Here is a 26,142-nt window from a genome sequence, read left to right as displayed (position 1 = left end):
GCCGGGAGCGGCTAACCGAACCGCCAAATTAGAGCGCCGTGGCACAATTAACGAATGAATATAGATTCGCAATTTGACGGAGCTGAGGATCGGAGCGACACCCGCCCGATCCTGATCGTCCCCTATATGTGGATCGGCGATTTCGTCCGGAATCACACCGTCGTCCGGGTGCTGAAGGAGCGATGGCCGAATCGGCCGGTCGATCTCCTGACCACGTCCCTGTGCGCGCCCCTGGTTGATTACATGCCCGGCGTCCGCGAGGGCATCTTGTGGGATCTGCCCCGCGGCCGCCTCGCCGTGGGCCGCCAGTTCGGCCTGGCGCGGCTCCTGCGCGAGCGGAACTACGGCACGGCCCTGGTGCTGCCGCGGACCTGGAAGGCGGCCATTGCGCCGGCGCTGGCCGGCATTCCCGAGCGGGTCGGCTTCGTCGGCGAATTCAGGTTCGGCCTGCTCAACCGCTGGCGCTGGGGCGAGAAGAAGCTGCCCCGCTTCATCGACAAGAACGGCGCACTCGCCCGGCCCGACGGCGCGCCGTTGCCGGCGGAATGGCCGGTGCCGCAATTGCGGGTGCCGACTGAGGAGATCGCCCGCTGGCGCCAGGCCAATGGCCTCAGCGCCGGGACAGCCGTGGCGCTCGCGCCCGGCTCGGTCGGGGTGTCAAAACGCTGGACCTACTATCCGGAGGCCGCCCGCCTGCTGGTCGAGCGCGGGCTGGAGGTCTGGGTGGTCGGCGGCCCCGCGGAAAAAAAACTCGCCCAGGAGATCGTCGCAGCCGGCGGCCCGGGGGTGCGGGACCTCACCGGCAACGATCTGCGCAACGGCGTCCTTGCCATGGCCGCGGCCGGCGTCGCGATCTCCAACGACTCGGGCCTGATGCATATCGCGGCCGCGCTCGACACGCCCACCATGGGCATCTTCGGCCCGACCAGCCCCTATCTTTGGGCGCCCCTCAACGGCCTCGCCGCCACCGTCGTCCAGAACAAAAGCGTGCTTGCCTGCCAGCCCTGCCAGAGCACGATCTGCAAGATGAACGACCACCACTGCATGCGTGACATCGCAGCACAGGACGTGGTCGAGATCGCACGAGACGTGCTTGCCCGGACGCAGGGACGTGCAAATGTCTGATGGCCGCGCGGCGAAGCCCGCCGCATTCCTCGATCGCGACGGTGTCATCAACCATGACGATGGCTATATCGGTACGCGCGACCGCATCCGCTGGATGCCCAACGTCGCGAGAGCGATCCTCCGTCTCAATGAGAGCGGCTATTGGGTGTTCGTCTTCACCAACCAGTCCGGTGTCGCGCGCGGCCTCTTCACCGAAGACGATGTGAACGGGCTGCACAACTGGATGCGCGACGAGCTCGCCCGCGACGGCGCTGGAATCGATGACATCCGCTTCTGCCCGCATCATCCGCAAGGAACGGCCGCCGGCTACATCGGGGAGCATGATTGGCGCAAGCCCGCGCCCGGCATGTTGCGCGATCTTGTCCAGCACTGGCCCGTGCAGCTCGACGGCAGTTTTGTGATCGGAGATCAGGCCCGGGACCTCGAGGCCGGCCAAGCGCTTGGACTGCCGGGCTTTCTGTTTGAAGGCGGCGACCTCGACGCGTTTGTGACCAAGGTGCTTGAGAAGATTCGGCGGGGGTAGAGGGTTGCGATCCGGCGGGATGTCGGAGTTCAGACTGGCTTCTCGAGCACCCGCGCGGCCCCATCGCAGTCGCCGCAGCAGCACCGCGCGTCGGCGGCTCGAGTGGCGCAGTCAGCGCACTTGATTAGCCGTACGCACGCCCAAGCTCATATTGACCAGTCAGAGCACTAACTGGAATGTTCCATTCCTTGCAGATAATGCGGATCATTTCCAATGTCAGTGGACGGACGCGATTCAAAATCTCGGATGCCCGATTGCGCCCAATCAGAGCCGCCAATTCTGCCTGCGATCGTCCCATGGACTCGATTGCGAAATGGAGAACGTCGACGGGATCGCCGTGCGCGGTCGCGAAGTGATTGTCTTCGTACTCCTTGATGAGCGAAGACAAAACTTCGAAGCGATCACCGTCGGGCGTACCAAGGGTCGGTTCGGTCTCGAAATAGCGGGATACTTCGCCGATAGCCCAATCGTAGTCCTGTTCATTGTGAAGGGGCCTTACGTCCATCATCACACCGTCTCCGCGTCTATTCCGTCGTACTCTTCGTGCGTGCCGACAAATTTGATAAGGGCCTTTTTGAACTTGTAGGAGAAATGCACCACAAGGCGATACTTGTTGCCGCCGATGTCGAAGATAGCTCTGTTGTCTCCAACAAAGTCCACGTTGTTCCAAACGCCTTCTTGAGGTCCGATGGGCTGCCCCAGTCCCCTTTGGAAACGATTTCGTACCAGGTACCCAACGGCGTCTCCGCCTGTGGGTACCGCTCCCAGAAGGCCTTGAGTGCCCTTCCAGCAATTACGTTCATTGCCATAGCATGTTCCCAAAACGGGATCAATCAAATTTCCCAAGACGGGAACAGAATTTCTGAAACCGGCCGCTTTGAGAGCTCGGGGAATTTAGCGGCTGACGACTTTTGCGATCATAAATGTTCCTAGAGGTGTTAATAAATTTCGTAAAATCCGCAATCGGATCGCCCCGCGCTGACAAGCCATTGATTCCACTGCCACCGGCTACTGTGCATGGGGTTGTTTTCGCGCTGTTGGTCCACGGTCACAACAGCGCTCGCTCAGAGCAGCGGCCGATAGACCTCGCCGATCCGGGCCGCTTCGGCATCGAGGCTGAACTTTGCGAGTACACGCGCGCGCCCCCGCTCGCCCATCTCCGTCGCAGCAACGACATCACGCATCAGCGGCTCGAGCGCCTCCGCCAGCGCCTCCGCATCACCGGTCGGGATCAGCACACCGCTCACGCCATCCTCAACCACGAGCTCGGCAGCTCCAGCGCGCGTAGCGACCAGCGCACTGCCGGCCGCCATCGCCTCGATCAGCGTCAGGCCGAAACCTTCGTTGCGCGAGGTAAAGGCGTAGATCGTCAGCCGCTGATACCAGCGCTGCACATCTTCGATCGGCAATTCGCCGGTGATGACGATGCGCGATTGCAGGGAAGCAGCCTCGATCCGCTTCTTCAGATCGTTCGCAAAGGGCGTCTGTTCGGCCGTGACTTGTCCGACGATGACCGCCGTGAAGTCCGGATAGCGCGGCAGCAGGCGGCACATCGCATCGACGAATACATCCGTGCCCTTCTGCGCGCGCACGCGGCCGAAGCAGCCGATCGCATAACGACCCGGCAAGCCGCTTTCGGCGAAGGCCGCAGCACGATCGATCGGCGGCGTGTAGATCTCGGTGTCGACGCCGTGCGCGATCACCGTCGCCTTCGCTTTCAGGAACGAGGCCGAGATATCCGATGTCGCGATGATCGCGTCCATCTGCCGGATCAGCCAGCGCGTGATCCAGCTGTGATGCCGCTGCGCCGCCGAGGTGAACACGAGTTTGAGCGGCCAGCCGAGCGCGCGCAGCACGACGCCCGCGATCATCTCGTTATTGCGGCGCGCGTGCCAGATCAGGGGCGACTTGCGGCGCCATAGTTTCAGGACATCGGCGGCACTCAGCCGCGCAATCCCCTCCGGCGCGTCCGATCCGAACCATGCGGCGCGATAGAGTTTTGCCAGCCGCGGCGCCACCATCCGGTTGGTCGCGGTGACCCCGGAATAGCGCCTGTGCAGATTTGGCACGATCACTTGCAGATCGCCCGGGGAATTCGCCACGTCATGCTCCGTTACGGAAGTCCCCTATACGCAACATTAAGCATAGTGACCAGTTCAGGGCTGCCGAAACTCCCTCTTCACCGCGCAAACGTTAACTTGGCGCGTTGATCGAAGACGGGTGAGATCATGACTGTGCTAGTCACCGGCGGCGCCGGCTATATCGGAAGTCACACGGTCCTGGCGCTGGCGGAAGCCGGTGAGGATGTGGTCGTGATCGACGATCTCTCGACTGGCTTCTCTGCTTACCTGCCGGAAGGCGTGCCGCTGTTCATTGGCGACGCCGGCGACGAGAACCTGCTCGAAGGCGTCATCGCCCAGCACAACATCGAGAGCATCATCCATTTCGCCGGCTCGGTGGTCGTGCCGGATTCGATGCGCGATCCGCTCGGCTACTATCGCAACAATTTCACGACCGCACGCAACCTGCTCAACGTCGCCGTCAAGCGCGGCATCAACCGTTTCATCTTCTCCTCGACCGCCGCCGTCTACGGCAATCCGGACCAGGTGCCGGTGCCCGAGCACGCGCCGACGCGGCCGCTGTCGCCCTACGGCTCGTCGAAGCTGATGACCGAGATCATGCTGCACGATGTCGCTGCCGCCTACGGCATGCAGTACGTGACGTTGCGCTATTTCAACGTCGCGGGTGCCGACCCGCAGGCCCGCATCGGCCTTGCAACCGTCGGCGCCACGCATCTGCTCAAGATCGCGGTTGAGGCCGCGACCGGCCAACGCGCCAAGATCGACGTGTTCGGCACCGACTATCCGACCCAGGACGGCAGCTGCATTCGCGACTTCATCCACGTGACGGACCTTTCGCAGGCGCATCGCTCGGCACTGGCTTATTTGCGCAACGGGGGCGCCTCGACGACGCTGAACTGCGGCTATGGTCGCGGCTATTCGGTGCTGGAAACCATCGACGCGGTGCGCCGGGTGTCGGGGCGCAGCTTCGCCGTGCAATACGCGCCGCGCCGGTCTGGCGACATCATGACGATGGTCGCCGACACCAGCCGCATCCGCGGCCTGCTCGACTGGAAGCCGCAATATGAGGACCTCGAGACCATCGCGGCGCACGCGCTGGCCTGGGAGGACAAGCTGTTCCATGAGCGCCATGGCGAGCTCCGCCACGCCGTCTCGGCCTAGATTCCATCCAGGCGCAAGCCCTTAATTGGGCTTGAAAAGCCCAGCTTTAGCGGGCACAGAGGCCATTCGATCCCTGACGCGCGGGCAGGCTTTTTCCTGTGCCGTCAATGGACTACGGATGGCCCAGTTTCCAAAGAAAATCACCGACGATCCCTATGCGGCAGCGGCCCTGATTCGCCGCCTGGTCACGGAACAGGGCGTCGTCTATTGGCGGCGCTACCTCGTTGCCTTTGCGCTGATGGCGGCTGCCGCAGGCGCCACAGCGGGCGCGACCTACGTGCTCGGCCAGGTCATCAACCAGGCCTATGTCGACAAGAACATCCCGGGCATCGCGATGTTCTCCGGCATCACGGTGATCCTGCTCTTCATCAAGGGCGTGGCGACCTACGGCCACCTGGTGATCTTGACCAAGATCTCGAACGCCATCCTCGCCACCAACCAGCGCCAGCTGTTCGCCAAGCTGATGCGCGAGAGCGTCGGCTTCTTCTCCGAGCGGCATTCCTCTGAATTCCTGGCGCGGCTGACGGCCGGCGCCAAGTCGATCACCGACGTCCTCAACATGCTGGTCAACGCCGTCGGGCGCGACCTCATGATGCTGCTCGCGATGATCGGCGTGATGGTGTGGCAGGATCCGCTGATGTCGCTGATCGGCCTCGTCACGGTGCCGCCGGCGATGCTGGTGCTGCGCAAGCTGGTCAAGCGCATCAAGGGTCTCGCCTATAATCAGTTCACCGGCACGGCCGATATCATGGAGACGATGCAGGAATCGCTGCAGGGCATTCGCACGGTCAAGGCGTTCACGCTCGAACACACCATGCAGAGCCGCATCGACGAGAACATCGCGATCGTCGAGCGCAACGCCAACAAGATGGCCCGCGTCGCCAACCGCTCCAATCCGCTGATGGAGATGCTCGGCGGCTTCGCGGTCGCCGGTTGTTTGCTTTACGGCGGCTACAGCGTGGTCGCGCTGAACGCCACGCCCGGCGCGTTCTTCTCGTTCATGACCGCGTTCCTGATGGCGACCGAACCGGCCAAGCGATTGGCGCGACTCAATATCGATCTCAACAGCCAGCTCGTCGGCGCGCGCATGCTGCTCGAAGTCGTCGACAGCCCGGCCAGCGAGCATTCCGACGACGACAAGCCGGCGCTGAAACTGTCCGATGCGCGGATCGAGCTGCGCGACGTCAGCTTCTCCTATCGCGCCAACGAGACCGTGCTCAACCGCATGAGTTTCACGGCCGAGCCCGGCAAGGTCACCGCACTGGTCGGGCCGTCCGGCGGCGGCAAGTCGACCGTGCTGGCGCTGCTCTTGCGTTTCTACGAGGTCACGCAAGGCGACATCGTGATCGACGGCCAGTCGATCGGCGCCGTCTCGCGAAAATCGCTGCGGGCGCAGACCGCCTATGTCGGCCAGGACGTCTATCTGTTCCGCGACACCATCCGCAACAACATCGCCTTCGGCAAACCAGGCGCGAGCGAGAACGAGATTATCGACGCCGCGAAGGCGGCCTGCGCGCATGATTTCATCATGAGCTTCCCGCTCGGCTATGACACGCCGGTCGGCGAGCACGGCACGCAACTCTCCGGCGGCCAGCGCCAGCGCATCGCAGTGGCGCGCGCGCTGATCAAGAACGCGCCGATCATCCTGCTGGACGAAGCCACCGCCGCGCTCGATTCCGAGTCCGAGCGACAGGTGCAGGAGGCGATCGAGCATCTCTGCCAAAACCGCACCACCATCGTGATCGCGCACCGCCTGCACACCATCATGCACGCCGACGCGATCCTGGTGGTCGAGGGCGGCGAGATCGTCGAGCAGGGCCGGCACGACGAATTGCTCCGCCGCTCCGGCCGCTACGCCTCGTTCTTCCGCCTGCAACATCACGGCGCCGGCGCTCTGGCGCCGATCAGCGCAACCGCATAGAGTTCCTTATCACCTCAAGAGCAGCGAGACCGCTCCATGAACGCCGCCTCCTACGTTATCCCGCTTCCACCCCAGGCCTCGCTTCCCGTCGTCGGCGAGGCCGGCCGTTATCCGGTGCGCCGCATCTGGTGCGTCGGCCGCAACTATCTCGAACACATCCGCGAGATGGGCAATGACGAGCGCGCGCCGCCATTCTTCTTCGCCAAGCACGCCGACATGCTGGTGCCCGATGGCGCCACCATTCCCTATCCGCCGCTGACCAAGGATCTGCATCACGAGGTCGAGCTGATCGTCGCGCTGAAGAGCGGCGGTCTCAACATCCCCGCCGACAAGGCGCTCGACCATGTCTACGGCTACGCCGTCGGCATCGACCTCACCCGCCGCGACCTCCAGATCGCTTCGCGCAAGAAGGAGCGTCCGTGGGAGATCGGCAAGTCGTTCGACGGTTCGGCGCCGGCCTCCGCGGTGCAGCCAGCCTCGAAGATCGGCCATCCCTCCAAGGGCAAGATCTGGCTCACGGTCAACGGCAAGGAAGCGCAGACGGGCGACCTCGAGCAGATGATCTGGAACGTGCCAGAGACGATCTGGCAGCTCTCTCAGCAGGTGAAGCTCGCTGCCGGCGACATCATCATGACGGGCACGCCGGCCGGCGTGTCGCAACTCCAGCCCGGCGACAAGCTCGAATGCGGCGTCGACGGCGTCGGCACGCTGAAGGTGTCGATCGGCCAGCCGGAATAGGCCTGCCCAACATTCACGAGAATTGCCAAAGTCCCGGACCTGGTGTCCGGGACTTTTCTTTGCGAAGGGCTATTCTGGCGTCAAGCCCGCGAAACATGCGCATCCGCGGCGTTGATGTCCTTGCCGGTGTAGTCGGTCATGAGCGCGGTCGCGATCAACGTGATGATCGAGCACGCCGCGATATAGGCCGCGATGGCTGTCGCGGAGTGGAACGTGCCGAACAGCCAGGCTGCGATCAGCGGCGCGGGACCGCCGGCAATCACGGACGCGAACTGATAGCCGAGCGAGGCGCCACTGTAGCGAAGGTTTCCGGTAAAGCTCTCGGCGATCAATGCGGCTTGCGGTCCGTACATCATGTCGTGCGGGATCAGCGAGAGGACAATCGCGAGGAAGACAACCACCTCCGATCCGGTGTCGAGCATCGCGAAATAGACGAAGCCGAAGATGCCGGTCAGAAGCGCGCCGGCCATGTACATGTTCTTGCGGCCGACCTGGTCGGACAGATGACCGCAAACCGGAATCGTCACGAATGACAGCACCGAGGCCGCCAACACCGCTGTCAGCAGGAAGTCACGCGACAGGTGCAGCGTGCCGATACCGTAGGAAAACACGAACGCGGTAAAGATGTAGAACGGTGCCTGCTCGGCCATGCGCGCAAAGGCTGAGAGAAGGATTTCCTTCGGATGCTGTCTGATCACCGTCAGCATCGGCGTGCGGTCGAGCCGGCGCTCCGCCAGCAGCTTGGAGAACACCGGCGTTTCGAGGATGCCGAGCCGGATGTAAAGGCCGACGCCGACGAGGATGAGGCTGAGCGCAAACGGTATGCGCCAGCCCCACGCCAGGAAGAGGTCGCCACCGGCCATCTGGCTGAATGACAACACGGCGAGGTTGGCCAGGAACAGGCCGCAGGGTACGCCGAATTGCGGCCAGGACGCGATGAATCCGCGGGAGCGGTCGTTGCGCGCCCATTCCATCGACATCAGCACCGAGCCGCCCCATTCGCCGCCGACGCCAATGCCCTGGATGAAGCGCAGCACGGTCAGGATCACCGCCCCCCAAATACCGATGCTCGAATAGGTCGGCACCACGGCCACCGCCGCGGTCGCCAGTCCCATCAGCAGCAACGTCGCAATCAGTGTCGACTTGCGGCCGATGCGATCACCATAATGCCCGAAGATCGCAGCACCGATCGGGCGCGCGATGAAGCCGACCGCATAGATAGCGAAGGCCTCGAGCGTGCCAACCCAGGGGTCGGAATGCGGGAAGAAGAGCTTAGCGAAGACCAGCCCCGTCACCGTGCTGTAGAGGAAGAAATCATACCATTCGATCGCCGTCCCTATGGTGGAGGCGATGATGGCACGGCGAAGCTGGAGCTGATGTTCGGATGGAGTCAGTTGAGCGGCATCGAGGCCGAGCGTTGTCATGGGAGCGTCTCCTTCTGACGCGCCCCCCGAGGGTCGTTTGAGTACAAACTATCTCGCGCGCCCGAGGTTTCCCGCAAGCGCGTAGAACTATCGTAGGGCGGGTCAGCGACTTGTCCGTCCTTTGCCCTACCAGGCCTTCACCGGCCGATTGGCATGACTTGCCTGCGGCACACCGCGATTGAGCGACATGTGCGAATGCACGCACAGCCAACCATCGCCATCTCTTGAGAACACCAGTGTTGCGCGGCCCGGCCGTGGAAACGCACTGCCATCGGGATGATAGCCCGTGCTGGTCCAGGGCGCGATCACCGTCGCCGTCGTGCCATCGAGGGACGCCAGGATCGAGCTCTGCTCAAGCACGAACCGAAAGTCGGTCGTCTTCGGCCAGACGTTGTTCCATTGGGACGAGATCCACTGATCGAGGCCCGGGATGACATCGTTATGCGTACCGAAGGCCAGCACATCAGAATGGAAGAGCGGCCGCGCCGAAGCGTAGTCGACCTCGCGGACATAGCCTGCGAAGGTATCCAGCCACTCGCGGAAGAATTGCACGATCTCGGTGTTTGCAAGTGGCAACGGGGCCATTGCCTGCTCCATGTTTGGGCATTCGATCGAGGCTTTCTTGTTGCCACGGCGCGAACCGTCCAGCAAGATATCTGCGTTGAGAGCACCGGTGGAGATCGCTCGACGAACCGGATTGATTTCATGGAGCCAGACTCATGAGACACCTCTTTCTGCTTGCGGGCACCCTGGTCATCATGTGCGGCGCTGCCAACGCGCAATCCAGCCAGCCCTATGCGGGACTCCAGCAGCGTCCTATCAAGGCGCTATCGCACCAGCAGATCGACGACCTCCGGATGGGACGCGGCATGGGACTGGCGCTTGCCGCCGAACTCAATGGGTATCCCGGTCCGAGCCATGTTCTCGAGCTCGGTGATCGGCTTGACTTGACCGCGGATCAGCGCATCCAGGTTCAGCGCCTCTTCGATGACATGAAGCAAGAGACGATCCCGCTGGGTAACAAGCTGGTCGAGCAGGAAACGGAGTTGGACCGGCTCTTCTCTGCCCGCGTCGTGACATCGGAGTCGCTCAAGGCGACCCTCCGTGCCATTTCGGAAACCCAGGCACTGCTCCGCGAAAGCCACCTCAAATATCATCTGTCGACAACCGCCTTGCTCAATCAGAGCCAAATGCAGCGATACGCGGAGCTGCGAGGTTATCAGCGCCCTGATGGCTCTGAAGAACACCAGCATCATCACTGAACGATGCTGACCGTTTGCTTCGCCGTTATCTCGCTCCTCTACGCAACCGTAGGTCAAGCTGGAGGAACGGCATTTCTTGCCTTGATGGCCTTTGCTTCATTTCCTTCAAACGAGATGCGCCCAACGGCTCTATTGCTGAATATCGTTGCGGCCGCCTATTCAACCTGGTTGTTCAATCGCGGCCGCCATATCGATTGGACAAAGCTGAAGCCGCTTTTGATTGCCTCACTGCCGACCACCCTGGCTGGCGCATCCATTGTTTTGAAAGAAGACATCTATCACATGGTGACCGGGATCGTGCTCCTGATCGCCGCCGTTGTCTTGATGATCGGACGGAGCAATAGGGATGCGCCGGATCGCGCGACCCCGCTCTGGGCTGCAATATCTACTGGCGCCGGAGTCGGCTTCATCTCCGGGCTTACCGGCGTCGGCGGCGGCGTTTTCCTGGCTCCCATTCTGGTTGGGCTGCGCTGGGCATCACCCAAGCAGGCTGCAGCACTCTCCGCGCCTTTTATCCTGGGAAATTCCACTGTTGGATTGGTCGGCGCGCTTTATGCCGGGCAGGCACCATCGAGCCAAACATGGCTGTATGCTTTGGGTGCGCTCGCGGGCGCCACCATCGGAACCACGATTGGTCTGCGCTGGCTCTCGCAAACAGCAACGCGTTTCATCCTCGCCGCTGTCCTTGGGTCCGCCGGCGCTCAACTCGTAGTCGTCGCGGCCAGATGAGAGCCAAGATCGTATGGCCGATGACGCTGCCGCCTTGGCGCGCGAAGCGCAGCCGCTCCTTGCCGCGGAAGTGAACATGAATCGTCGACGCCGCAAGCACATACAGAATGATGAGTTGCGGCGCGAAAAGCTGCTTCAGCATATCCCCATTCCCCAATGAGTCAGCCGGGGGCGTGATCTAGCCCGACCAGCCCAAGCGGCAAGATATTCACCGGTGGGTTGCAATTACGCTGGGGAGAGCCAGGCTTGGACCCTGGGGGTAAACTGGCCGAAACGAACCGAATTACGCCCGCGACAGCGCCTGGAGACCTTTGAAGGTCAGGCGCTTGGGGTCGGTGACGCCGGCGAGATAAAGTCGGCGGATAAAAGCGATGACGGCGTCGCGGTCGCAATCGGTCAGCGCGACGACGGCGTCGACCGCGATCTTCTGGGCTTCCATTGGGCTCACCTCGGCCTTGCGAGTAACCCCGGCCGGGACAGGCTAGGACTCATCCGTTAATCCGGCGTTAACCGTGCGGAACCATCGCCGATTCAGCCCGGGGGCGGTATGCGCAAAACAACGCATTGGCAGTGGCGGCGCAGCCGCAATGTCTAGCGGGCACCGAGGCTCTTCTTGAGCTGCGCAAAGTGCTTCTTCAGCCGCGGCACGGCGAAGTCGGTGAAGGAACGCACCTTGGGCACCGAGAGTCGGCCCTGCGGAGTGATCAGATGTGCCGGCATCTCTGGATCCTCGTCACCCGCCAGCACGATCGCGAGCTCGCCGCGCGCGACCTGCTCGGCGACCTGATAGGAATACATCCGCGCGACGCCGCGGCCGGCGACGGCGGAGGCCACCGCCGCGTAGGTGCTGTTGACCGTGAAACGCGGCGTGAACTGGACTGTTCGTGGCACCGATGAACCTGCCTGCGGCGCAAAGGTCCAGGAATTTGGCAGATGTGCCATCGCCACGATCTGGTGTTTGGCGAGATCGCCGGGCTCAACGATGCGCGGATGCTGCTTCAGATAGCGCGGCGCGGCCACCACCACGCGGCTGATCTCGCCGACCCGCATCGCCACCATCGCCGAATCCGCGAGAGGACCGATGCGAAGCGCGATATCGACGCCCTCCTCGATCAGATTGACCGCCCGGTCGAACAGCAGGAGTTTTGCCGACACTGTCGGATAGGCGTCCAGAAACGCATCGAGGATGGGCCTTAGCACCATCTCGCCTGACACCACAGGGGCCGTGATCGTGAGCAGGCCGCGCGGCGCCGTGCGCGGTCCGGCCGCGATGTCGTCGGCCTCCTCCAGCTCGATGAGCACACGGCGGCAGACGGCGACGTAGCGCTCACCCTCCTCGCTCAGCTTGATCGACCGCGTGGTCCGATGCAGCAGCTCGGCACCGACCCGTTCCTCGAGGAAGGCGATGGCGCGGCTGACCGCAGCCGGCGAACGGCCGAGCTTGCGGCCTGCGGCGGCCAGGCTGCCCTCGTCCACCGCAAGGACGAATACTTTCATCGCATCCAGACGATCCATGCCTTCCCAAGGCCCCATCAAATTCCGCTGACAAGCTAGGCGTTCATCGCCACTGCCACAACCGCCGCCGGGCGCCGATCCGTCATTCGATCGCGCCACGTAACAGTGTCTGCCGGACAATGTGTATTCGCAGCCGGGCCACCGCGCCGTACTTCAACGGGCAAGCCAGCCGGAGCTGGCACGGATCAACAACAGGAGCCCATCATGGGTATCGAGCAGAAGGTCGCCATCATCACCGGTGCATCGCAGGGCATCGGCGCGGCGCTGGTGCAGGGTTTTCGCGATCGCAACTATCGCGTTGTCGCCACCGCACGCTCCGTCAAACCGTCGGGCGATGATGATGTTCTTGCCGTTCCCGGCGACATCGCCGACCGCAAGACTGCCGAGCGCGTGGTTGCGGAGGCCGTCGCGCGTTTCGGACGTGTCGACACGTTGGTCAACAATGCCGGCATCTTCGTCGCAAAGCCGTTCACGCAATACACGGCCGAGGACTATGTGGCGGTGATGGGCACCAATGTTGCCGGCTTCTTCAACATCACGCAGCTCGCCATCGCCGAGATGGAGAAGCAGGGTTCTGGTCACATTGTCCAGATCACGACCACCCTGGTCGATCAGGCCAACTCCAACGTGCCCTCGGTGCTGGCCTCGCTGAGCAAGGGCGGGCTGAACGCCGCGACCAAGTCTCTCGCGATCGAATACGCCAAGCGTGGCATTCGCGTGAACGCGGTGGCGCCCGGCATCATCAAGTCGCCGATGCATCCGGTTTCGATGCATGCCCAGCTCGGCGCGATGCATCCGATCGGTCACATGGGCGAGATGTCCGACATCGTCGAAGCCGTGCTCTTCCTCGAGGGAGCTTCCTTCGTCACCGGCGAGATCCTGCATGTCGACGGCGGCCAGAGCGCCGGCCACTGAACGCATCCGCGCGCCCTCGCGTGCAGGAGAATGACATGACCAACGTCAACACGAAGCAGTATCACGAGACCCGGACGCATCTGCGCCCGGGTTCGCCCTCACAACAAACCTGGCGATATGCGGTGGCAGGACTATCCGCATCGCTTGTCGGACTTGGCCTCGCCCGGTTCTCCTACACGCCGCTGATCCCGGCGTTGATCGCGGCAAAGTGGTTCAGCGCCTCCGACGTCGTCTATCTCGGCGCGGCGAACCTCGCAGGTTACCTCGCCGGCGCGTTGGCGGCGCGAGTTGTGGCCGCGCGCATCGGCGCGATCCGCGCGCTGCGGGCGATGATGGGGCTCGCCACCCTCTCCTTCTTTGCCAGCTCCGCGCCTGTGTCCTTCATCTGGTTCTTCGCATGGCGCTTCCTCTCCGGCCTGACAGGCGGCATCATCATGGTGCTGGCGGCCTCCGTCATTCTGCCGCACACCTCGCCTAGCCGGCGCGGCATCGTCGGCGGCGTGATCTTTGCGGGCGTCGGTCTCGGTGTCGCTGCATCGGGCACCCTGGTGCCGCTGCTCCTGCAACAGGGCCTGCAGCAGAGCTGGTGTGGCCTCGGCGTGCTCTCGGCGGTGCTCACGCTCGCAAGCTGGTGGAACTGGCCTGCGGAAGCCAAGACTGATGGTGCGCCTTCGCATCATATGAAGCAGCATCACACCTCGCCCGCCGTGCGTGTACTGCTGATCCAGTATGGGCTCAACGCAGTCGCGCTGGTACCGCACATGGTCTTCATCGTCGACTTCGTTGCCCGCGGCCTCGGCCAGGGCATTGCCGCGGGATCGCACTATTGGGTCCTGTATGGCCTCGGCGCGATCGCCGGCCCGCTTGTCACCGGTCATCTCGGTGACAGGTCGGGATTTGGACCGGCGTTGCGCGCGGCCTTTTTGATCGAGGCGGCTGCCGTGTTGCTCCCGACGGTAAGCACTGCGCCGGCGTCACTGATCGTGTCGAGCATCGTGGTCGGCGGCTTCACGCCGGGCATTGTGCCGCTGGTGCTCGGGCGCATCCATGAGCTTGTCCCACACTCAACCGAGCAGCAGCGTGCGACATGGAGCCACGCCACGACAAGCTTTGCGCTATTCCAGGCGGCGGCGGCTTACGGCTTTTCCTGGATCTATGCGAACACTGGCGGCGACTATCTCGTCCTGTTCGCCCTCGGCGGCGGTGCCGCGGTGCTGGCGCTCGCGCTCGACCTTGGCCTCGCGCTCGCCACGCGCAAGGCATAGAAGCGGAGGCGTGATCAGGAATACTGCATCACGCCGTCGTCGATGCGGCCGAAGCGCAAGGAGACGATGTCGAGGGCGTAGTTCTGGTACAGCCGCCACGGCTGCTTCGAACCCTGCTTCGGCATCTTCGCGACCGACCGCTGCACGTAGCCCGAGGTGAAATCGAGCGATGGCTGCGCGGTGATCTCAGGGTCATCATTGTGCGGCACGCACTGGCGGAAATTATGCCGGTCCATGTAGTTGATGAGACGGCAGACATACTCGCAGGTGAGATCGCATTTCAGCGTCCAGGACGCGTTGGTGTAGCCAAAGGCCGACGCCATGTTCGGCACGTCGGCATACATCATGCCCTTGTAGGTCAGCGTGTTGGCGAAATCGACGACGCGGCCGTCGACGTTGACCTCGATGCCGCCGACGACCTGGAGCACCAGCCCCGTCGCCGTGACGATGATATCGGCGGCAAGCTCGCTGCCGTCCTTCAGGCGGATGCCATCGTGGATAAAAGTGTCGATCTCATTGGTGACGACGGCGGCGCGCTCTTCGCGGATCGCCTTGAAAAGATCGCCGTCGGGCACGAGGCAGAGCCGCTGGTCCCAGGGGTTGTAGCGTGGCGTAAAGTGGGTGGCGATGTCGTAGTCCGGCCCGAGCGCCATGCGTACGCCACCGAGGATCAGATTCTTCACCTTGTCCGGCCGCCGCCGGCTGAGCTGAAAGAAGAACATCCCCCACATCACGTTGCGCCAGCGAATGACATGGTAGGCCAGCCGCGTCGGCAAATTGCGGCGCAGTTTGTTGGCGACGGGATCCTGCGCAGGGCGCGACACCACGTAAGTCGGCGAGCGCTGCAGCATGGTGACCTGCGCCGCGGTCTTGGCAAGCTCCGGCACCAGCGTCACCGCGGTGGCGCCCGAGCCGATCACGACGACGCGCTTGCCCGCGTAGTCGATGTCCTCGGTCCATTTCTGCGGATGCACGATGCGGCCGGCGAAATCCGCCGCGCCGTTGAAATCCGGCGTGTAGCCGGCCTCGTATTTGTAATAGCCCGAGCACATGAACAGGAAATTGCAGGTGAAGCGCACAAGCTCGGTCGCGCCCTCTCCTGTCGTACGCTCGGTTTCGACGGTCCAGCGTGCCTCCGGCGTCGACCATGCCGCACGCTTGACGCGGTGGCGGAAGCGGATGTGCTTCTCGATGCCGTTCTCGGCCGCCGTCTCGCGCACATAGTCCAGGATCTGCGACCCGTCGGCGATCGCTTTCGGATCGGTCCACGGCTTGAAGGAATAGCCGAGCGTGAACATGTCGCTGTCGGAGCGGATACCGGGATAGCGAAACAGGTCCCAGGTGCCGCCGATGCAGTCGCGCCCCTCCAGGATCACGTAGCTCTTGCCCGGACACTTGCTCTGAAGATGATAGCCCGCGCCGATGCCGGATAGTCCGGCGCCGACGATCAGCACGTCGACATGTTCTTGTTGCATGGTTTCCTCCGCCCCGCGCGGATTGTCAGACCATCCCAGACGCGCGTCAATCACCAATCTCGCCGGCTACAACCGGGAGGAGAACCTGCCGTTTTCCCGCACACAGCAAAAAAGCCCCGGATCGCTTCGGGGCTTCTGATGTTTTGAGGCAATCGGCTCAGTAGCGGTAGTGGTCCGACTTGTACGGGCCTTCCTGCTTCACGCCGATATAGTCGGCCTGATCCTTGCGCAGCTCGGTGAGCTTGACACCGATCTTGGCGAGGTGGAGGCGCGCGACCTTCTCGTCGAGCGACTTCGGCAGCACGTAGACTTCCTTCTTGTACTTGCCGTCCTTGTTGTTGGCGAAAAGCTCGATCTGCGCCAGCGTCTGGTTGGTGAAGGACGCCGACATCACGAAGGATGGATGGCCCATAGCGTTGCCGAGGTTCACGAGGCGGCCTTCCGACAGCATGATGATGCGGTGCTTGTCGGGGAATTCGATCTCGTCGACCTGCGGCTTGATGTTGGTCCACTTCAGGTTACGCAGACCCGCGATCTGGATCTCGTTGTCGAAGTGGCCGATGTTGCAGACGATGGCGCGATCCTTCATCGCACGCATGTGCTCGATCGTGATGATGTCCTTGTTGCCGGTCGCGGTGACGAAGATGTCGGCGCGCGGCGCGGCCTCTTCCATGGTCACGACCTCGTAACCTTCCATCGCGGCCTGCAGCGCGCAGATCGGATCGACTTCCGACACCATCACGCGGCAGCCGGCCTGGCGCAGCGAGGCGGCCGAGCCCTTGCCGACGTCGCCGAAGCCCGCGACCATCGCGACCTTGCCCGACATCATCACGTCGGTGCCACGGCGGATGCCGTCGACCAGCGATTCACGGCAGCCGTAGAGATTGTCGAATTTCGATTTGGTGACGCTGTCGTTGACGTTGATGGCCGGCCACAGCAGCGTGCCGGCCTTCTGCATATCATAGAGACGATGCACGCCCGTGGTGGTCTCTTCGGAAACGCCCTTGATGCTCTTGGCGATCTCGGCGAAGTAGCCCTTCGGCTTTTCCTTGAGCTGCTTCTTCAAAAGCGCGAAGAAGACCTCCTCTTCTTCCGAAGCCGGCTTGTCCAGAAACTTGGTGTCGCCGTTCTCGGCGCGCAGACCGAGATGGACGTACATGGTGGCGTCGCCGCCGTCATCGAGGATCATGTTCGGGTGACCGCCGCCGTGCCAGTCGAACAGCTTGGCGGTGTAGTCCCAATATTCGACGAGGCTCTCGCCCTTGACCGCGAACACCGGAATGCCGGCGGCTGCGATCGCCGCTGCCGCGTGGTCCTGCGTCGAATAGATGTTGCAGGAGACCCAACGAATGTCGGCGCCGAGGGCTGCCAGCGTCTCGATCAGCACGCCGGTCTGAATCGTCATGTGCAGGGAGCCTGCGATGCGCGCGCCCTTCAGCGGCTGCTTCGGGCCGAACTCCTCGCGGGTGGCCATCAGGCCGGGCATCTCTGTCTCGGCGAGCGAGAGTTCCTTGCGGCCGAAATCGGCGAGCGAAATGTCCTTGACGATGTAATCGGTAAAGCCGGGCTTCGCGTTCATTGCGAGTGTCCTGTTGTTGAACGGGTCATGCCGGGTCGCCCTAACGGGGCGAACCCGGAATCTCGGTTTGATGGATTGGTGATCCGGGGTTCGCCGCTCTCGCGGCGCCCCGGAACGATGTCGGTGATCAGACCGCGCGCTTGAGCGCCTCGACGAGATCGGTCTTCTCCCAGGAGAAGCCACCCTCGTTGTCGGGGGTGCGGCCGAAATGGCCATAGGCCGAAGTGCGCGCGTAGATCGGGCGATTGAGATCGAGATGGCTGCGAATCCCGCGCGGGGTGAGGTCCATTGCCTTGGCAGCGGCCTTCTCGAGCTGATCCTCCGACACCTTACCGGTGCCGTGGGTGTCGATGTAGATCGACAGCGGGCGCGCCACGCCGATGGCATAGGCGAGCTGCAGCGTGCAGCGGTCGGCAAGACCGGCAGCGACGATGTTCTTGGCGACGTAGCGCGCAGCGTAAGCCGCGGAGCGGTCGACCTTGGTCGGATCCTTGCCGGAGAACGCACCACCGCCATGCGGAGCCGCACCGCCGTAGGTGTCGACGATGATCTTGCGACCGGTCAGGCCGGAATCACCATCGGGACCGCCGATGTAGAACTTGCCGGTCGGATTGATGTGCCAGATGGTCTTCGGCGTGATCCAGTCCTTCGGCAGCGCCGCGCGCACATAGGGCTCGACGATGTCACGGATCTGCTTGGACGAGATGTCCTCGACCAGGTGCTGATGCGACACCACGATCTCGCGCACGGCGACAGGCTTGCCGTTCTCGTACTGCACAGTGACCTGGCTCTTGGAGTCCGGACCGAGCACTTTCTCCTTGCCGGAGTGACGGGCTTCGGAGATGAGACGCAGGATCTTGTGGGCGTAGAAGATCGGGGCCGGCATCAGATCAGGCGTCTCGTTGGTGGCGTAGCCGAACATGATGCCCTGGTCGCCAGCGCCCTCTTCCTTGACTTCGCCCGGCTGCAGCGCGTCGACGCCCTGCGCGATGTCGGCCGACTGCGGATGCAAGAGGATCTCGATGTCCGCCTTCTGCCAGTGGAAGCCGTCCTGCTCGTAGCCGATGTCCTTGATCGCCTCGCGCACGACGCTTTCGATCTGCTCGTTGGTGACCGACGACGGACCGCGGGTCTCGCCAGCAATCACCACCTTGTTGGTGGTGGCCAGCGTCTCGCAGGCCGCGCGAATCTGCCACGGATCGATGCCGGCCTTCGGCCCTTCCCGGTAGAACAGGTCGACGATTTCGTCGGAGATCCGGTCGCAGACCTTGTCCGGATGGCCCTCAGACACGGACTCGCTGGTGAAGAGATAGGACGCGCGCATCAGTAACCCCTTGTTCCGCCACATCAGGCGGACGTTTGCGATGTTTACCCTTGGATGATGTCAATCACGCCGGCGCGAGATGACGTAGGATTCGTCGAGAAACCAGAGCCCGTTGTACTTTCGCAGCACATCCCTGGCGGCATCCAGAGTGCGGCCGTTTTGAGTCATATCTGTCAACCGGTCGTCCTCAATCTGAGCGACATACACCGCCGCATTCCAGGCTGCAAAGGCCGTCGAGGTTCCGATAGTACCCGTCACCTCGTTGGGCAGCGCTTCCATATCATACCTGAAGATCGAACGGTTATCCGCGTAAGCATTAAAATTTAAGTCGCGGCCCAACGATCCAAGCTCATACTTAACGGCGCGCAATAGCTCATGACGGCTCACCGAGAAAGGATTTTCTCCGGGCCAGATCGCCTGGATCATTTCCATGCCGGGATCGTGACCATGGGAGTGGATGCCGATCAGGCGGCCGCCCGGCCGCAACGCCCGCGCCAGCGGTGCAATGATCCGCTTGGCCCGGAAATTGACCGAGGACAGGGCCCGGTATGGCTGGGATGCAATGACGAGGTCGAAATTAGCCTCGGTCTGGCCCGGCCGCGGAATGGTCGAATCCAGCAGGAACCTGTGGTCCTCTCGGTAGAGTACCAGCACGACGGGCCGCTCGTAGAGGGGCATGGCCGTGCGCGGGCTGATCGCGGCGCGCCAGTTCTGCTCCAGGAACGGCCGTAGCTCGGCGATCTGCTGCTCGAACTCGCCTGATGAGGCGCCTCGCAACGGGACCTCGTGCCAGACCGTGGCCGCTGCTGCCGCGGGCGATGCCGGCGTCAGCCAGGGCGCTTCCGAGTAGAACATGTTGGTGAAGACGAAAACCGATGCCGGATGCTCGAAAATGCGGTCGGGCACCTTTTCCAGCGTCAGGCGCAGGTCTTCGAGGCTGAGCTCCTTGCCGGCGACATAGAACGGCATGTGGGGGTAGCGCTGGTGGGTCGCGCGCAGCACCCGCGCGAGCACCGTGCCGTCGCCGACGCCGGCGTCAAATATGCGCAGGGCCGGCGGCCGCGGATGGATGCTGGAGAGTTCGAGCGCCACGCGCTCGGCGACCACCCGCTTCTCGCTACAGGTGTGTACGAACAGCAGATATTTCTGCCGATTCTCGAAGAAGCGGAAATTGCCACGCGGATCACGCTTTTCCGGAGGCACCTGAAGGCCCCGCGGGGGCGGCAGGCCGCCGGTGGTCGACGCCGCGATATAGGCCTGGATCCGCTCCAGCGTGTCGATGGTGATGCGCTTGCCCTCGCGCAAGCGGTGCACGAGTTTCCCATCGTTCACCGCGCGCCGGCCAAACGTCGATTCCGCCATGTCCGCCTTGCGGCAGAACTCGGTGATTTGACTGAGGATTTCATCGTTTTTCATGGGTGGGACAAAGGTGGGCAGAAAAAGTGGGACCCATCTCCTAGCAAACTCTGCCCACTGATGGAATAGCGCCGCTTGCTTTACCCCCCGCGTCCAATGACGCGCGCGTGAACCCCAGGGGACCGCCGGGCAACAAACAGGCACCTCCTGATGGAATCATCGCCATGCGTCGCCTGCTCGTCGCGCTCTGCCTGCTCGCCGCGGCCCTGTGGTCGGCGCCCTGCTCCGCCCAGTCGCGCAGCCAGCTCGGGCCGCTCTGCACCACCGAGACCACGCCGGCTGACCAGAAGGTCGACGCCTGCAGCAAGATCATCGCGCTGAAGGCATTCAAGGGCGAGCAGCTCGCGACCGTGTATTTCTGGCGCGCGGTGGGCTGGAACAAGAAGGGCGACTACGCCCGTGTCATCGCCGACACCACTGAAGCGATCCGGCTCCAGCCGAGCCAGGCCGTCTACAATCTCAGAGGCTCGGCCTATTACGACAAGGGCGACTACGACATCGCGATCGCGGATTTCGACGACGCACTGAAGCTCGGGCCGCTTGATGGCATCATCTTCCACAACCGCGGCAATGCGTGGCGCGGCAAGGGCGACTACGCCAAGGCAATCGCCGATTACGACATGTCGATCAAGGCCGACCCGAAATCGGCGTTTTCGTTCCAGAACCGCGGCATTGCGAAGGAGGCGCTCGGCGATCTCGACGGCGCGCTCGCCGACATCAACCAGGCGATCCGGCTCGATCCGACACTGCCGCAGCCGCTGATCAACCGCACCGCGATCTGGCGCGCCAGGAACGATCTCGATCGTGCGATTGCCGACGGCAGTGAGGCGATCCGGCTCGCGAAGGAGAAGCCGCCGGTCAATATCATGACGCCGCCGAACAGCGTGCTGATCTCTGCCTACACCCATCGCGCTCTGGCCTATGAGGCCAAGGGCGACTACGTGCGCGCGAAAGACGACTACAACGCCACGCTCGCGATCGTGGCCTCGGACGCCGGCAGCAAAGCCAATCAAGCCACCGCAAAAGTGCGGCTATCGCTGGTGACGGGTGCCACCGCACCGATCCCGCGCGATCCGCCCGCGCCGACGACGCAGCCGACAGCAGCCTCTGCCCCGCAGCAGACGGGCGCAGCAGCGGCGCCCCCGCCTGTACCCACCGTACGCGGCACCCGCATGGCGCTGGTCATCGGCAATGGCGCCTATGCCCATGTGAAGGCACTGCCCAACCCACCCAACGACGCGCGTGCCGTCGCGAAAAGCCTGCGTGACATCGGCTTCATTGTCTCGGAGGGCGTCGATCTCGACCGCGCAGCGATGCAGAAGATGACGCGCGAGTTTTTGCGTGAGGCAGCCCGGGCGCAGGTCGTCGTCTACTATGCCGGTCACGGCGTGCAGGTCGACGGCCGCAATTATCTCATTCCCGTCGACGTCGAGCTCCGGCCAGGCACCAGCATGACGGAGGGCATGATCGACATGGATACGATCATGGCCGGCCTCGACGATCAGGTCCGCACCAATATCCTGATCTTCGATGCCTGTCGCAACAATCCGATGGCGCAGCAGGTCGCAAGCGCCGGCAGCAGTCGTGGCATCGAGGGCGCGTCAGGACTTGCCGCGCCATCGAGCCTCGGGTCTGGCGCGACGTTAGGGGCCGGCACGCTGATCGCATTCGCGACCGCGCCGGGCCAGGTCGCGCTCGATGGCGAAGGCGCCAATTCGCCCTTCTCCGCGGCGCTGTCCCGCCATCTCGGCACGCCGGGGCTGGAGGTGCAGCAGATGCTGACGCGGGTGCGGGCCGAGGTGGTCTCGGGCACGAAGAACAAGCAGGTGCCGTGGTCGAACTCGTCGCTGCTGGGCGAGGTTTATCTGGCGGAGAAGTGAGGAGGCGATTGCGCGCTACTTATGAGTGCCGCGCCACCTGCCCAATACTCAGCTGCCATCGCCCGGCTCGACCGGGCGATCCAGTATTCCAGAGACAGCGAGAGGTACGGAGAAGGCGCGGCGTACTGGATTCCCCGCCTTCGCGGGGAATGACAGCGAGCTAGCGGAGGCTTATTGGCCCCACACTTCCTTGGCGATCTCGACCGCGAGGCTCAGCTTCGCCCATTGCTCCTCCTCGGAGAGGATGTTGCCCTCTTCCGTCGAGGCAAAGCCGCACTGTGGCGACAGCGCGAGCTGCTCCAGCGGCGCAAACTTCGAGGCCTCTTCCAGACGACGCTTGATGTCGTCCTTCTTCTCGAGCTCGCCGAACTTCGAGGTGATGACCCCGACCACGACGACCTTGTTGCCCTTGGGCAGGAAGCGCAGCGGCTCGAAGCCGCCGGCGCGGTCAGAGTCGTATTCGAGGAAGTAGCCGTCGTAATTGGTGCCGGCGAGCATCGTCTCGGCCACCGGCTCGTAGCCGCCCGAGGAGATCCAGGTCGAACGGAAATTGCCGCGGCAGACATGCGTCGTCACAACCATGTCGGCGGGCTTCTCGGCCAGCGCGTAGTTGATGACGCGGGCATAGATCTGCTGCAGACCGTCCGGAGTATCGCCGCGCTCCCGCGCCTTCTGCAATTCGTCCGGCGAGCAGAGATAGGCCCACACGGTATCGTCGAACTGCAGATAGCGGCAGCCGGCGTCGTAGAAGGCCTTGACGGCCTTGCGGTAGGTCTTGCCGAGGTCCTCGTAGAACGCGTCGAGATCCGGATAGACGTCCTTGGAGATCGCCTTGCGGCCGCCGCGGAAGTGCAGCACGGCCGGCGATGGGATCGTCATCTTGGCGGTGACATGGGCCTGATCAGCGTTCTTCTTGAGGAAGCGGAAGTGGTCCAGCATCGGGTGATCGTCGGGGAAGTCGAGCTTGCCGATCACCCGCACCGCGTCGTGGCGGGTCTGCACGCCCGCGAACTGGATGCCAGCATCAGGATGGAACAGCTCGCAACCAGTGAGCTTGGCCAGGAAGTCGAAATGCCACCAGGAGCGGCGGAATTCGCCGTCGGTCGCGAGCTTCAGGCCGACCGAGGCCTGCTTGTGCACGACCTTCTCGATCTCGATGTCCTCGATCTTGCGCAGATCGTCGGCCGAGATTTCGCCCTTCTCGAGCCTGATGCGGGCTTCCTTGATCTTGGCGGGGCGCAGGAGGCTGCCGACCTCGTCGGCGCGGAAGGGGGCTTTGGTTCGCTGCATTTTTTGACTCCCGAGAATTTTTTAGTGGGCCGCCGCCCCTGCGACACCGAGGTGGCGCTCAAGGACCGACGGGTCGGCCTTCAGCGCGGCGCTCGGGGCGTCGTGGACGATCGTTCCGCGCTCCAATATCACAACGCGGTCGGCAAGCCCGAGAATCTTTTGGGCATTCTGCTCGACGATGATCGAGCAGATGCCACCAGCCCGGGTAATGGTGCCGATCGCCTTCAGAAGTTCCTCGACGATGATGGGAGCCAAGCCCTCGGTGGGCTCGTCCAGCAGCAGCGCTTTCGGATTGAGGGTCAGCGCACGGCCGATCGCCAGCATCTGCTGCTCACCGCCGGAGAGCTGGTTGCCAAAGTTGCTCCGCCGTTCTTTGAGCCGCGGGAACATCTGGTAGACCTTTTCGACCGTCCAGGGACCGGGTTGCGCCACCGCGGTCATGTTCTCTTCGACCGTCAGCGAGCGGAAAATGTTGCGCTCCTGCGGCACCCAGCCAATGCCGGCGCGCGCCCGCTGGTCCGGCCGCATGGTCGTGACGTCGGTGCCGCCGAGGGTGACGTTGCCGGAGAAACGGCGGGTGACGCCGACGATGGAATTGATCAGCGTGGTCTTGCCGGTGCCGTTACGCCCGAGCAGCGCCAGTACCTGCCCCTCGGCAAGGCGCAGCGACATGTTGGGCAGCACCACGGCCTCGCCATAGCCGGCGCGAAGTGAATCGATTGCGAGCAGGTCAGACATTGACCGCCTCCTCGCCGAGATAGACCGCCTTCACCTGCGGATCGCGCGCGACCTGGTCGGGCGGGCCTTCGGTCAGCAGCGCGCCGGACACCAGCACCGAGATGCGGTCGGCGAAGGAGAACACGAGATCCATGTCATGCTCGATCAGCAGCACGGTCACGTCACGCGGCAGCGCGCCGACGACGGCGAGAATGTCGTGGCGCTCGCTCTCCGGCACGCCGGCGGCGGGCTCGTCGAGCAGTAGCACGCGCGGCTTGCCGGCGATCGCGACCGCGATCTCGAGCAGGCGCTGCTTGCCGTAAGGCAGCGTCACCGTCTCCTCGTTCATGACGTCGAGCAGGTGGAAGCGCGTCAGCAGATCGGCGATCTCGTCATTGACGTCGTTGCGGGTGCCCATCCGCCGCCACCAGTCGCCGCCATGGCCGAGACGCTCGGAGACGGCAAGGCCGATGGTTTCGAGCGGGGTGAGATCAGGATAGAGCTGGTTGATCTGGAACGTGCGCGAAAGGCCGCGCAGCACGCGCTTGTGCACGGGCAGATCGGTGATGTCCTGGCCCTCAAGCAGGATGCGCCCCGAGTTCGGCTTGAGCACGCCGGTGAGTTGGTTGATCACCGTGGTCTTGCCGGCGCCGTTCGGACCGATCAGCGCATGGCGGGCGCCCTGCTCGATTTTGAGCGACAGGTCGCGCGTGACGCGCAGGCCGCCAAAGGTCTTTTCGAGATTCTGGGTTTCGAGCGCGATGGTCATGCGTCGCTCTCCGGCACAGCGACCACGGCCTTGCGCCCTGCGATCTGCTTGATCACGAGGTTCGGCACGAACAGCACCCAGCGGTGCAGGCGCTGACGACCGACCAGCACGATCACGACCAGCACGAGGCCGATCCAGAACTGCCAATATTGCGGGGTGATGGTGGAGAACACTTCCTGAAGAATGCGGAAGATCACCGCGCCGATCAGCCCGCCATAGAGATAGCCGGTGCCGCCGATCACGAGCACCAGCATCAAATCAGCGGAGCGGTCGAAGGCGAACACGTCGAGCGAGGCGATCGCGGTGGTCTGCGTGAACAGCGCGCCTGCGATGCCGGCATAGAACGCCGCGAGCGTATAGATCGCGACCAGGCGGCGATTGACGGGGATGCCGATCGCGGCGGCGCGTAGCGGATTGTTCTTGATCGCGCGCAGCGACAGGCCGAACGGCGAGTGCACGATGCGCCGAGCCAGAAGGAACAGCACGAACAGCACAGCCAGCGAATAGAAGAAGCCGGCCTTGCCGAACATGTCGAACGGGATCTCGCCGAGGATCGGCTGCATCTCGATACCCTGCAGGCCGTCGGTACCACCAGTGATGTTGGAGAAGCGTTCGGCGAGTGCTTCCAGCAGCAGCGCGATGCCGAGCGTCACCATCAGCCGGGTCAGGTCGACGCCGCGGATCACCAGGAAGCTGGTGGCAAAGCCGAGCACCATCGCGGCGAGGCCCGCGGCAATCAGCGCCAGCACCGGTTCGTTGATGATACCGTGCAGCGCCAGCAACCCCGCGGCATAGGCGCCGACGCCGAAGAAGGCAGCGTGGCCGAGCGAGACGATGCCGGCATAGCCGAGGACGAGATCGAGCGACATCGCAAACAGCGCAAGCCGCAGGATGTCGGTCATGATCAGGTAGCGCGTGGGAAACAGAAAGCCGCACGCGAGCACGACGAGCCAGAAGGTGGCCTCGCCATAATGCCAGCGCGCCTGCCGCCGGGCGTGGTAACCGACATCGGAAGAGGCGTTCATCGCCGAAC

24 protein-coding genes and 2 pseudogenes are annotated in these 26,142 nt (G+C 63.5%); 10 read left to right on the top strand and 16 right to left on the bottom strand.

All coding sequences use genetic code 11. From position 1 onward, the window contains the following. The first annotated feature begins 54 nt into the window (after nucleotides 1-54). Both waaF and ABIA96_RS21080 read left to right on the top strand, forming a co-directional pair. Nucleotides 55-1,125, top strand: coding sequence for a lipopolysaccharide heptosyltransferase II (gene waaF / locus ABIA96_RS21085; protein ID WP_354138962.1), 1,071 nt, complete (start codon nucleotides 55-57; stop codon nucleotides 1,123-1,125). Then, nucleotides 1,118-1,648, top strand: coding sequence for a D-glycero-alpha-D-manno-heptose-1,7-bisphosphate 7-phosphatase (locus ABIA96_RS21080; RefSeq protein WP_354138961.1), 531 nt, complete (start codon nucleotides 1,118-1,120; stop codon nucleotides 1,646-1,648). The genes waaF and ABIA96_RS21080 overlap by 8 nt, the downstream gene beginning before the upstream one ends. Nucleotides 1,649-1,772: 124 nt before the next feature. Here ABIA96_RS21080 and ABIA96_RS21075 read toward each other — a convergent pair whose 3' ends face one another. The 3 genes and pseudogenes from ABIA96_RS21075 to ABIA96_RS21065 form a co-directional block, all read right to left on the bottom strand. Next, nucleotides 1,773-2,156: a helix-turn-helix domain-containing protein gene (locus tag ABIA96_RS21075; RefSeq protein ID WP_354138960.1), complete on the bottom strand. Its 384-nt coding sequence runs from the start codon at nucleotides 2,154-2,156 to the stop codon at nucleotides 1,773-1,775. Continuing rightward, nucleotides 2,156-2,451, bottom strand: a pseudogene (locus ABIA96_RS21070) (type II toxin-antitoxin system HigB family toxin). The gene ABIA96_RS21075 and the pseudogene ABIA96_RS21070 overlap by 1 nt, the downstream one beginning before the upstream one ends. A 261-nt stretch (nucleotides 2,452-2,712) precedes the next feature. Further along, the gene (locus ABIA96_RS21065; RefSeq protein WP_354138959.1) at nucleotides 2,713-3,750 is read right to left on the bottom strand and encodes a glycosyltransferase family 4 protein; all 1,038 of its coding nucleotides are present in this window, start codon (nucleotides 3,748-3,750) and stop codon (nucleotides 2,713-2,715) included. Between the two features lie 126 nt (nucleotides 3,751-3,876). On the opposite strand from ABIA96_RS21065, the gene galE reads away from it, so the two are divergent. The 3 genes from galE to ABIA96_RS21050 all read left to right on the top strand — a co-directional run bounded on the left by galE (nucleotide 3,877) and on the right by ABIA96_RS21050 (nucleotide 7,549). Next, nucleotides 3,877-4,890 carry a UDP-glucose 4-epimerase GalE gene (gene galE / locus ABIA96_RS21060; RefSeq protein ID WP_354138958.1) on the top strand — a complete coding sequence of 338 codons (1,014 nt, stop codon included), beginning with the start codon at nucleotides 3,877-3,879 and terminating at the stop codon, nucleotides 4,888-4,890. A gap of 118 nt (nucleotides 4,891-5,008) precedes the next feature. Next, entirely contained in the window at nucleotides 5,009-6,811 is a 1,803-nt protein-coding gene (locus ABIA96_RS21055) for an ABC transporter ATP-binding protein (protein WP_354138957.1), read from the top strand. Between the two features lie 36 nt (nucleotides 6,812-6,847). Further along, nucleotides 6,848-7,549, top strand: coding sequence for a fumarylacetoacetate hydrolase family protein (locus ABIA96_RS21050; protein ID WP_354138956.1), 702 nt, complete (start codon nucleotides 6,848-6,850; stop codon nucleotides 7,547-7,549). Nucleotides 7,550-7,629: 80 nt separating this feature from the next. Here ABIA96_RS21050 and ABIA96_RS21045 read toward each other — a convergent pair whose 3' ends face one another. Beyond that, complete coding sequence (locus tag ABIA96_RS21045) at nucleotides 7,630-8,973, bottom strand: MFS transporter (RefSeq protein ID WP_354138955.1); 1,344 nt, start codon at nucleotides 8,971-8,973, stop codon at nucleotides 7,630-7,632. A 126-nt stretch (nucleotides 8,974-9,099) separates the two neighbouring features. Beyond that, a complete protein-coding gene (locus tag ABIA96_RS21040; protein WP_354138954.1) occupies nucleotides 9,100-9,558 on the bottom strand; it encodes a YybH family protein in 459 nt (152 codons plus the stop codon). Between the two features lie 134 nt (nucleotides 9,559-9,692). Between ABIA96_RS21040 and ABIA96_RS21035 the strand changes: the two genes are divergently transcribed. After that, complete coding sequence (locus ABIA96_RS21035) at nucleotides 9,693-10,235, top strand: Spy/CpxP family protein refolding chaperone (protein ID WP_354138953.1); 543 nt, start codon at nucleotides 9,693-9,695, stop codon at nucleotides 10,233-10,235. 3 nt (nucleotides 10,236-10,238) lie between these two features. Beyond that, nucleotides 10,239-10,964 (top strand): sulfite exporter TauE/SafE family protein, encoded by a 726-nt coding sequence (locus tag ABIA96_RS21030; protein ID WP_354138952.1) that lies wholly within the window; start codon nucleotides 10,239-10,241, stop codon nucleotides 10,962-10,964. A gap of 28 nt (nucleotides 10,965-10,992) precedes the next feature. Here ABIA96_RS21030 and ABIA96_RS21025 read toward each other — a convergent pair. The 3 genes and pseudogenes from ABIA96_RS21025 to ABIA96_RS21015 all read right to left on the bottom strand — a co-directional run. Then, a pseudogene (locus ABIA96_RS21025) lies at nucleotides 10,993-11,106 on the bottom strand (lipid A hydroxylase LpxO); the annotation flags it as partial. A 141-nt stretch (nucleotides 11,107-11,247) separates the two neighbouring features. Continuing rightward, nucleotides 11,248-11,403, bottom strand: a complete 156-nt coding sequence (locus tag ABIA96_RS21020) for a hypothetical protein (protein ID WP_014493894.1) — start codon at nucleotides 11,401-11,403, stop codon at nucleotides 11,248-11,250. A gap of 152 nt (nucleotides 11,404-11,555) precedes the next feature. Then, entirely contained in the window at nucleotides 11,556-12,479 is a 924-nt protein-coding gene (locus tag ABIA96_RS21015; RefSeq protein ID WP_354138951.1) for a LysR family transcriptional regulator, read from the bottom strand. Between the two features lie 204 nt (nucleotides 12,480-12,683). Here ABIA96_RS21015 and ABIA96_RS21010 point away from each other — a divergent pair, with 204 nt between their 5' ends. Both ABIA96_RS21010 and ABIA96_RS21005 read left to right on the top strand, forming a co-directional pair. After that, nucleotides 12,684-13,394: an SDR family NAD(P)-dependent oxidoreductase gene (locus tag ABIA96_RS21010; protein WP_354138950.1), complete on the top strand. Its 711-nt coding sequence runs from the start codon at nucleotides 12,684-12,686 to the stop codon at nucleotides 13,392-13,394. A 35-nt stretch (nucleotides 13,395-13,429) separates the two neighbouring features. After that, on the top strand, nucleotides 13,430-14,659 hold the full coding sequence (locus ABIA96_RS21005) for a YbfB/YjiJ family MFS transporter (protein ID WP_354138949.1): 1,230 nt from the start codon (nucleotides 13,430-13,432) through the stop codon (nucleotides 14,657-14,659). A gap of 14 nt (nucleotides 14,660-14,673) precedes the next feature. Here the strand turns inward: ABIA96_RS21005 and ABIA96_RS21000 are convergent, their stop codons facing one another. From ABIA96_RS21000 to ABIA96_RS20985, 4 genes are all read right to left on the bottom strand, one after another. Beyond that, entirely contained in the window at nucleotides 14,674-16,134 is a 1,461-nt protein-coding gene (locus ABIA96_RS21000) for a flavin-containing monooxygenase (RefSeq protein ID WP_354138948.1), read from the bottom strand. 157 nt (nucleotides 16,135-16,291) lie between these two features. Further along, on the bottom strand, nucleotides 16,292-17,713 hold the full coding sequence (gene ahcY / locus ABIA96_RS20995) for an adenosylhomocysteinase (RefSeq protein ID WP_354138947.1): 1,422 nt from the start codon (nucleotides 17,711-17,713) through the stop codon (nucleotides 16,292-16,294). Between the two features lie 127 nt (nucleotides 17,714-17,840). Then, entirely contained in the window at nucleotides 17,841-19,037 is a 1,197-nt protein-coding gene (metK, locus tag ABIA96_RS20990) for a methionine adenosyltransferase (RefSeq protein WP_354138946.1), read from the bottom strand. Nucleotides 19,038-19,097: 60 nt separating this feature from the next. Further along, nucleotides 19,098-20,453 (bottom strand): hypothetical protein, encoded by a 1,356-nt coding sequence (locus ABIA96_RS20985; RefSeq protein WP_354138985.1) that lies wholly within the window; start codon nucleotides 20,451-20,453, stop codon nucleotides 19,098-19,100. 164 nt (nucleotides 20,454-20,617) lie between these two features. Between ABIA96_RS20985 and ABIA96_RS20980 the strand changes: the two genes are divergently transcribed. Beyond that, nucleotides 20,618-22,333 (top strand): caspase family protein, encoded by a 1,716-nt coding sequence (locus ABIA96_RS20980; RefSeq protein ID WP_354138945.1) that lies wholly within the window; start codon nucleotides 20,618-20,620, stop codon nucleotides 22,331-22,333. A 171-nt stretch (nucleotides 22,334-22,504) separates the two neighbouring features. Here the strand turns inward: ABIA96_RS20980 and ABIA96_RS20975 are convergent, their stop codons facing one another. From ABIA96_RS20975 to ABIA96_RS20960, 4 genes are read right to left on the bottom strand one after another with little or no spacing between them, the layout of a single operon-like run. Further along, nucleotides 22,505-23,623 (bottom strand): cobalamin-independent methionine synthase II family protein, encoded by a 1,119-nt coding sequence (locus ABIA96_RS20975; RefSeq protein ID WP_354138944.1) that lies wholly within the window; start codon nucleotides 23,621-23,623, stop codon nucleotides 22,505-22,507. Between the two features lie 21 nt (nucleotides 23,624-23,644). Next, nucleotides 23,645-24,361, bottom strand: a complete 717-nt coding sequence (locus ABIA96_RS20970; protein ID WP_354138943.1) for an ABC transporter ATP-binding protein — start codon at nucleotides 24,359-24,361, stop codon at nucleotides 23,645-23,647. After that, nucleotides 24,354-25,109, bottom strand: a complete 756-nt coding sequence (locus ABIA96_RS20965; RefSeq protein ID WP_354138942.1) for an ABC transporter ATP-binding protein — start codon at nucleotides 25,107-25,109, stop codon at nucleotides 24,354-24,356. The genes ABIA96_RS20970 and ABIA96_RS20965 overlap by 8 nt, the downstream gene beginning before the upstream one ends. Further along, entirely contained in the window at nucleotides 25,106-26,134 is a 1,029-nt protein-coding gene (locus tag ABIA96_RS20960; RefSeq protein WP_354138941.1) for a branched-chain amino acid ABC transporter permease, read from the bottom strand. The genes ABIA96_RS20965 and ABIA96_RS20960 overlap by 4 nt, the downstream gene beginning before the upstream one ends. Nucleotides 26,135-26,142 lie beyond the last annotated feature (8 nt).

Source organism: Bradyrhizobium sp. LB11.1, from assembly GCF_040549385.1.
Classification (GTDB): Bacteria; Pseudomonadota; Alphaproteobacteria; order Rhizobiales; family Xanthobacteraceae; genus Bradyrhizobium.
The sequence above is the reverse complement of the archived record's forward strand: the minus strand, read 5'-3'. Positions and strand labels throughout refer to the sequence as shown.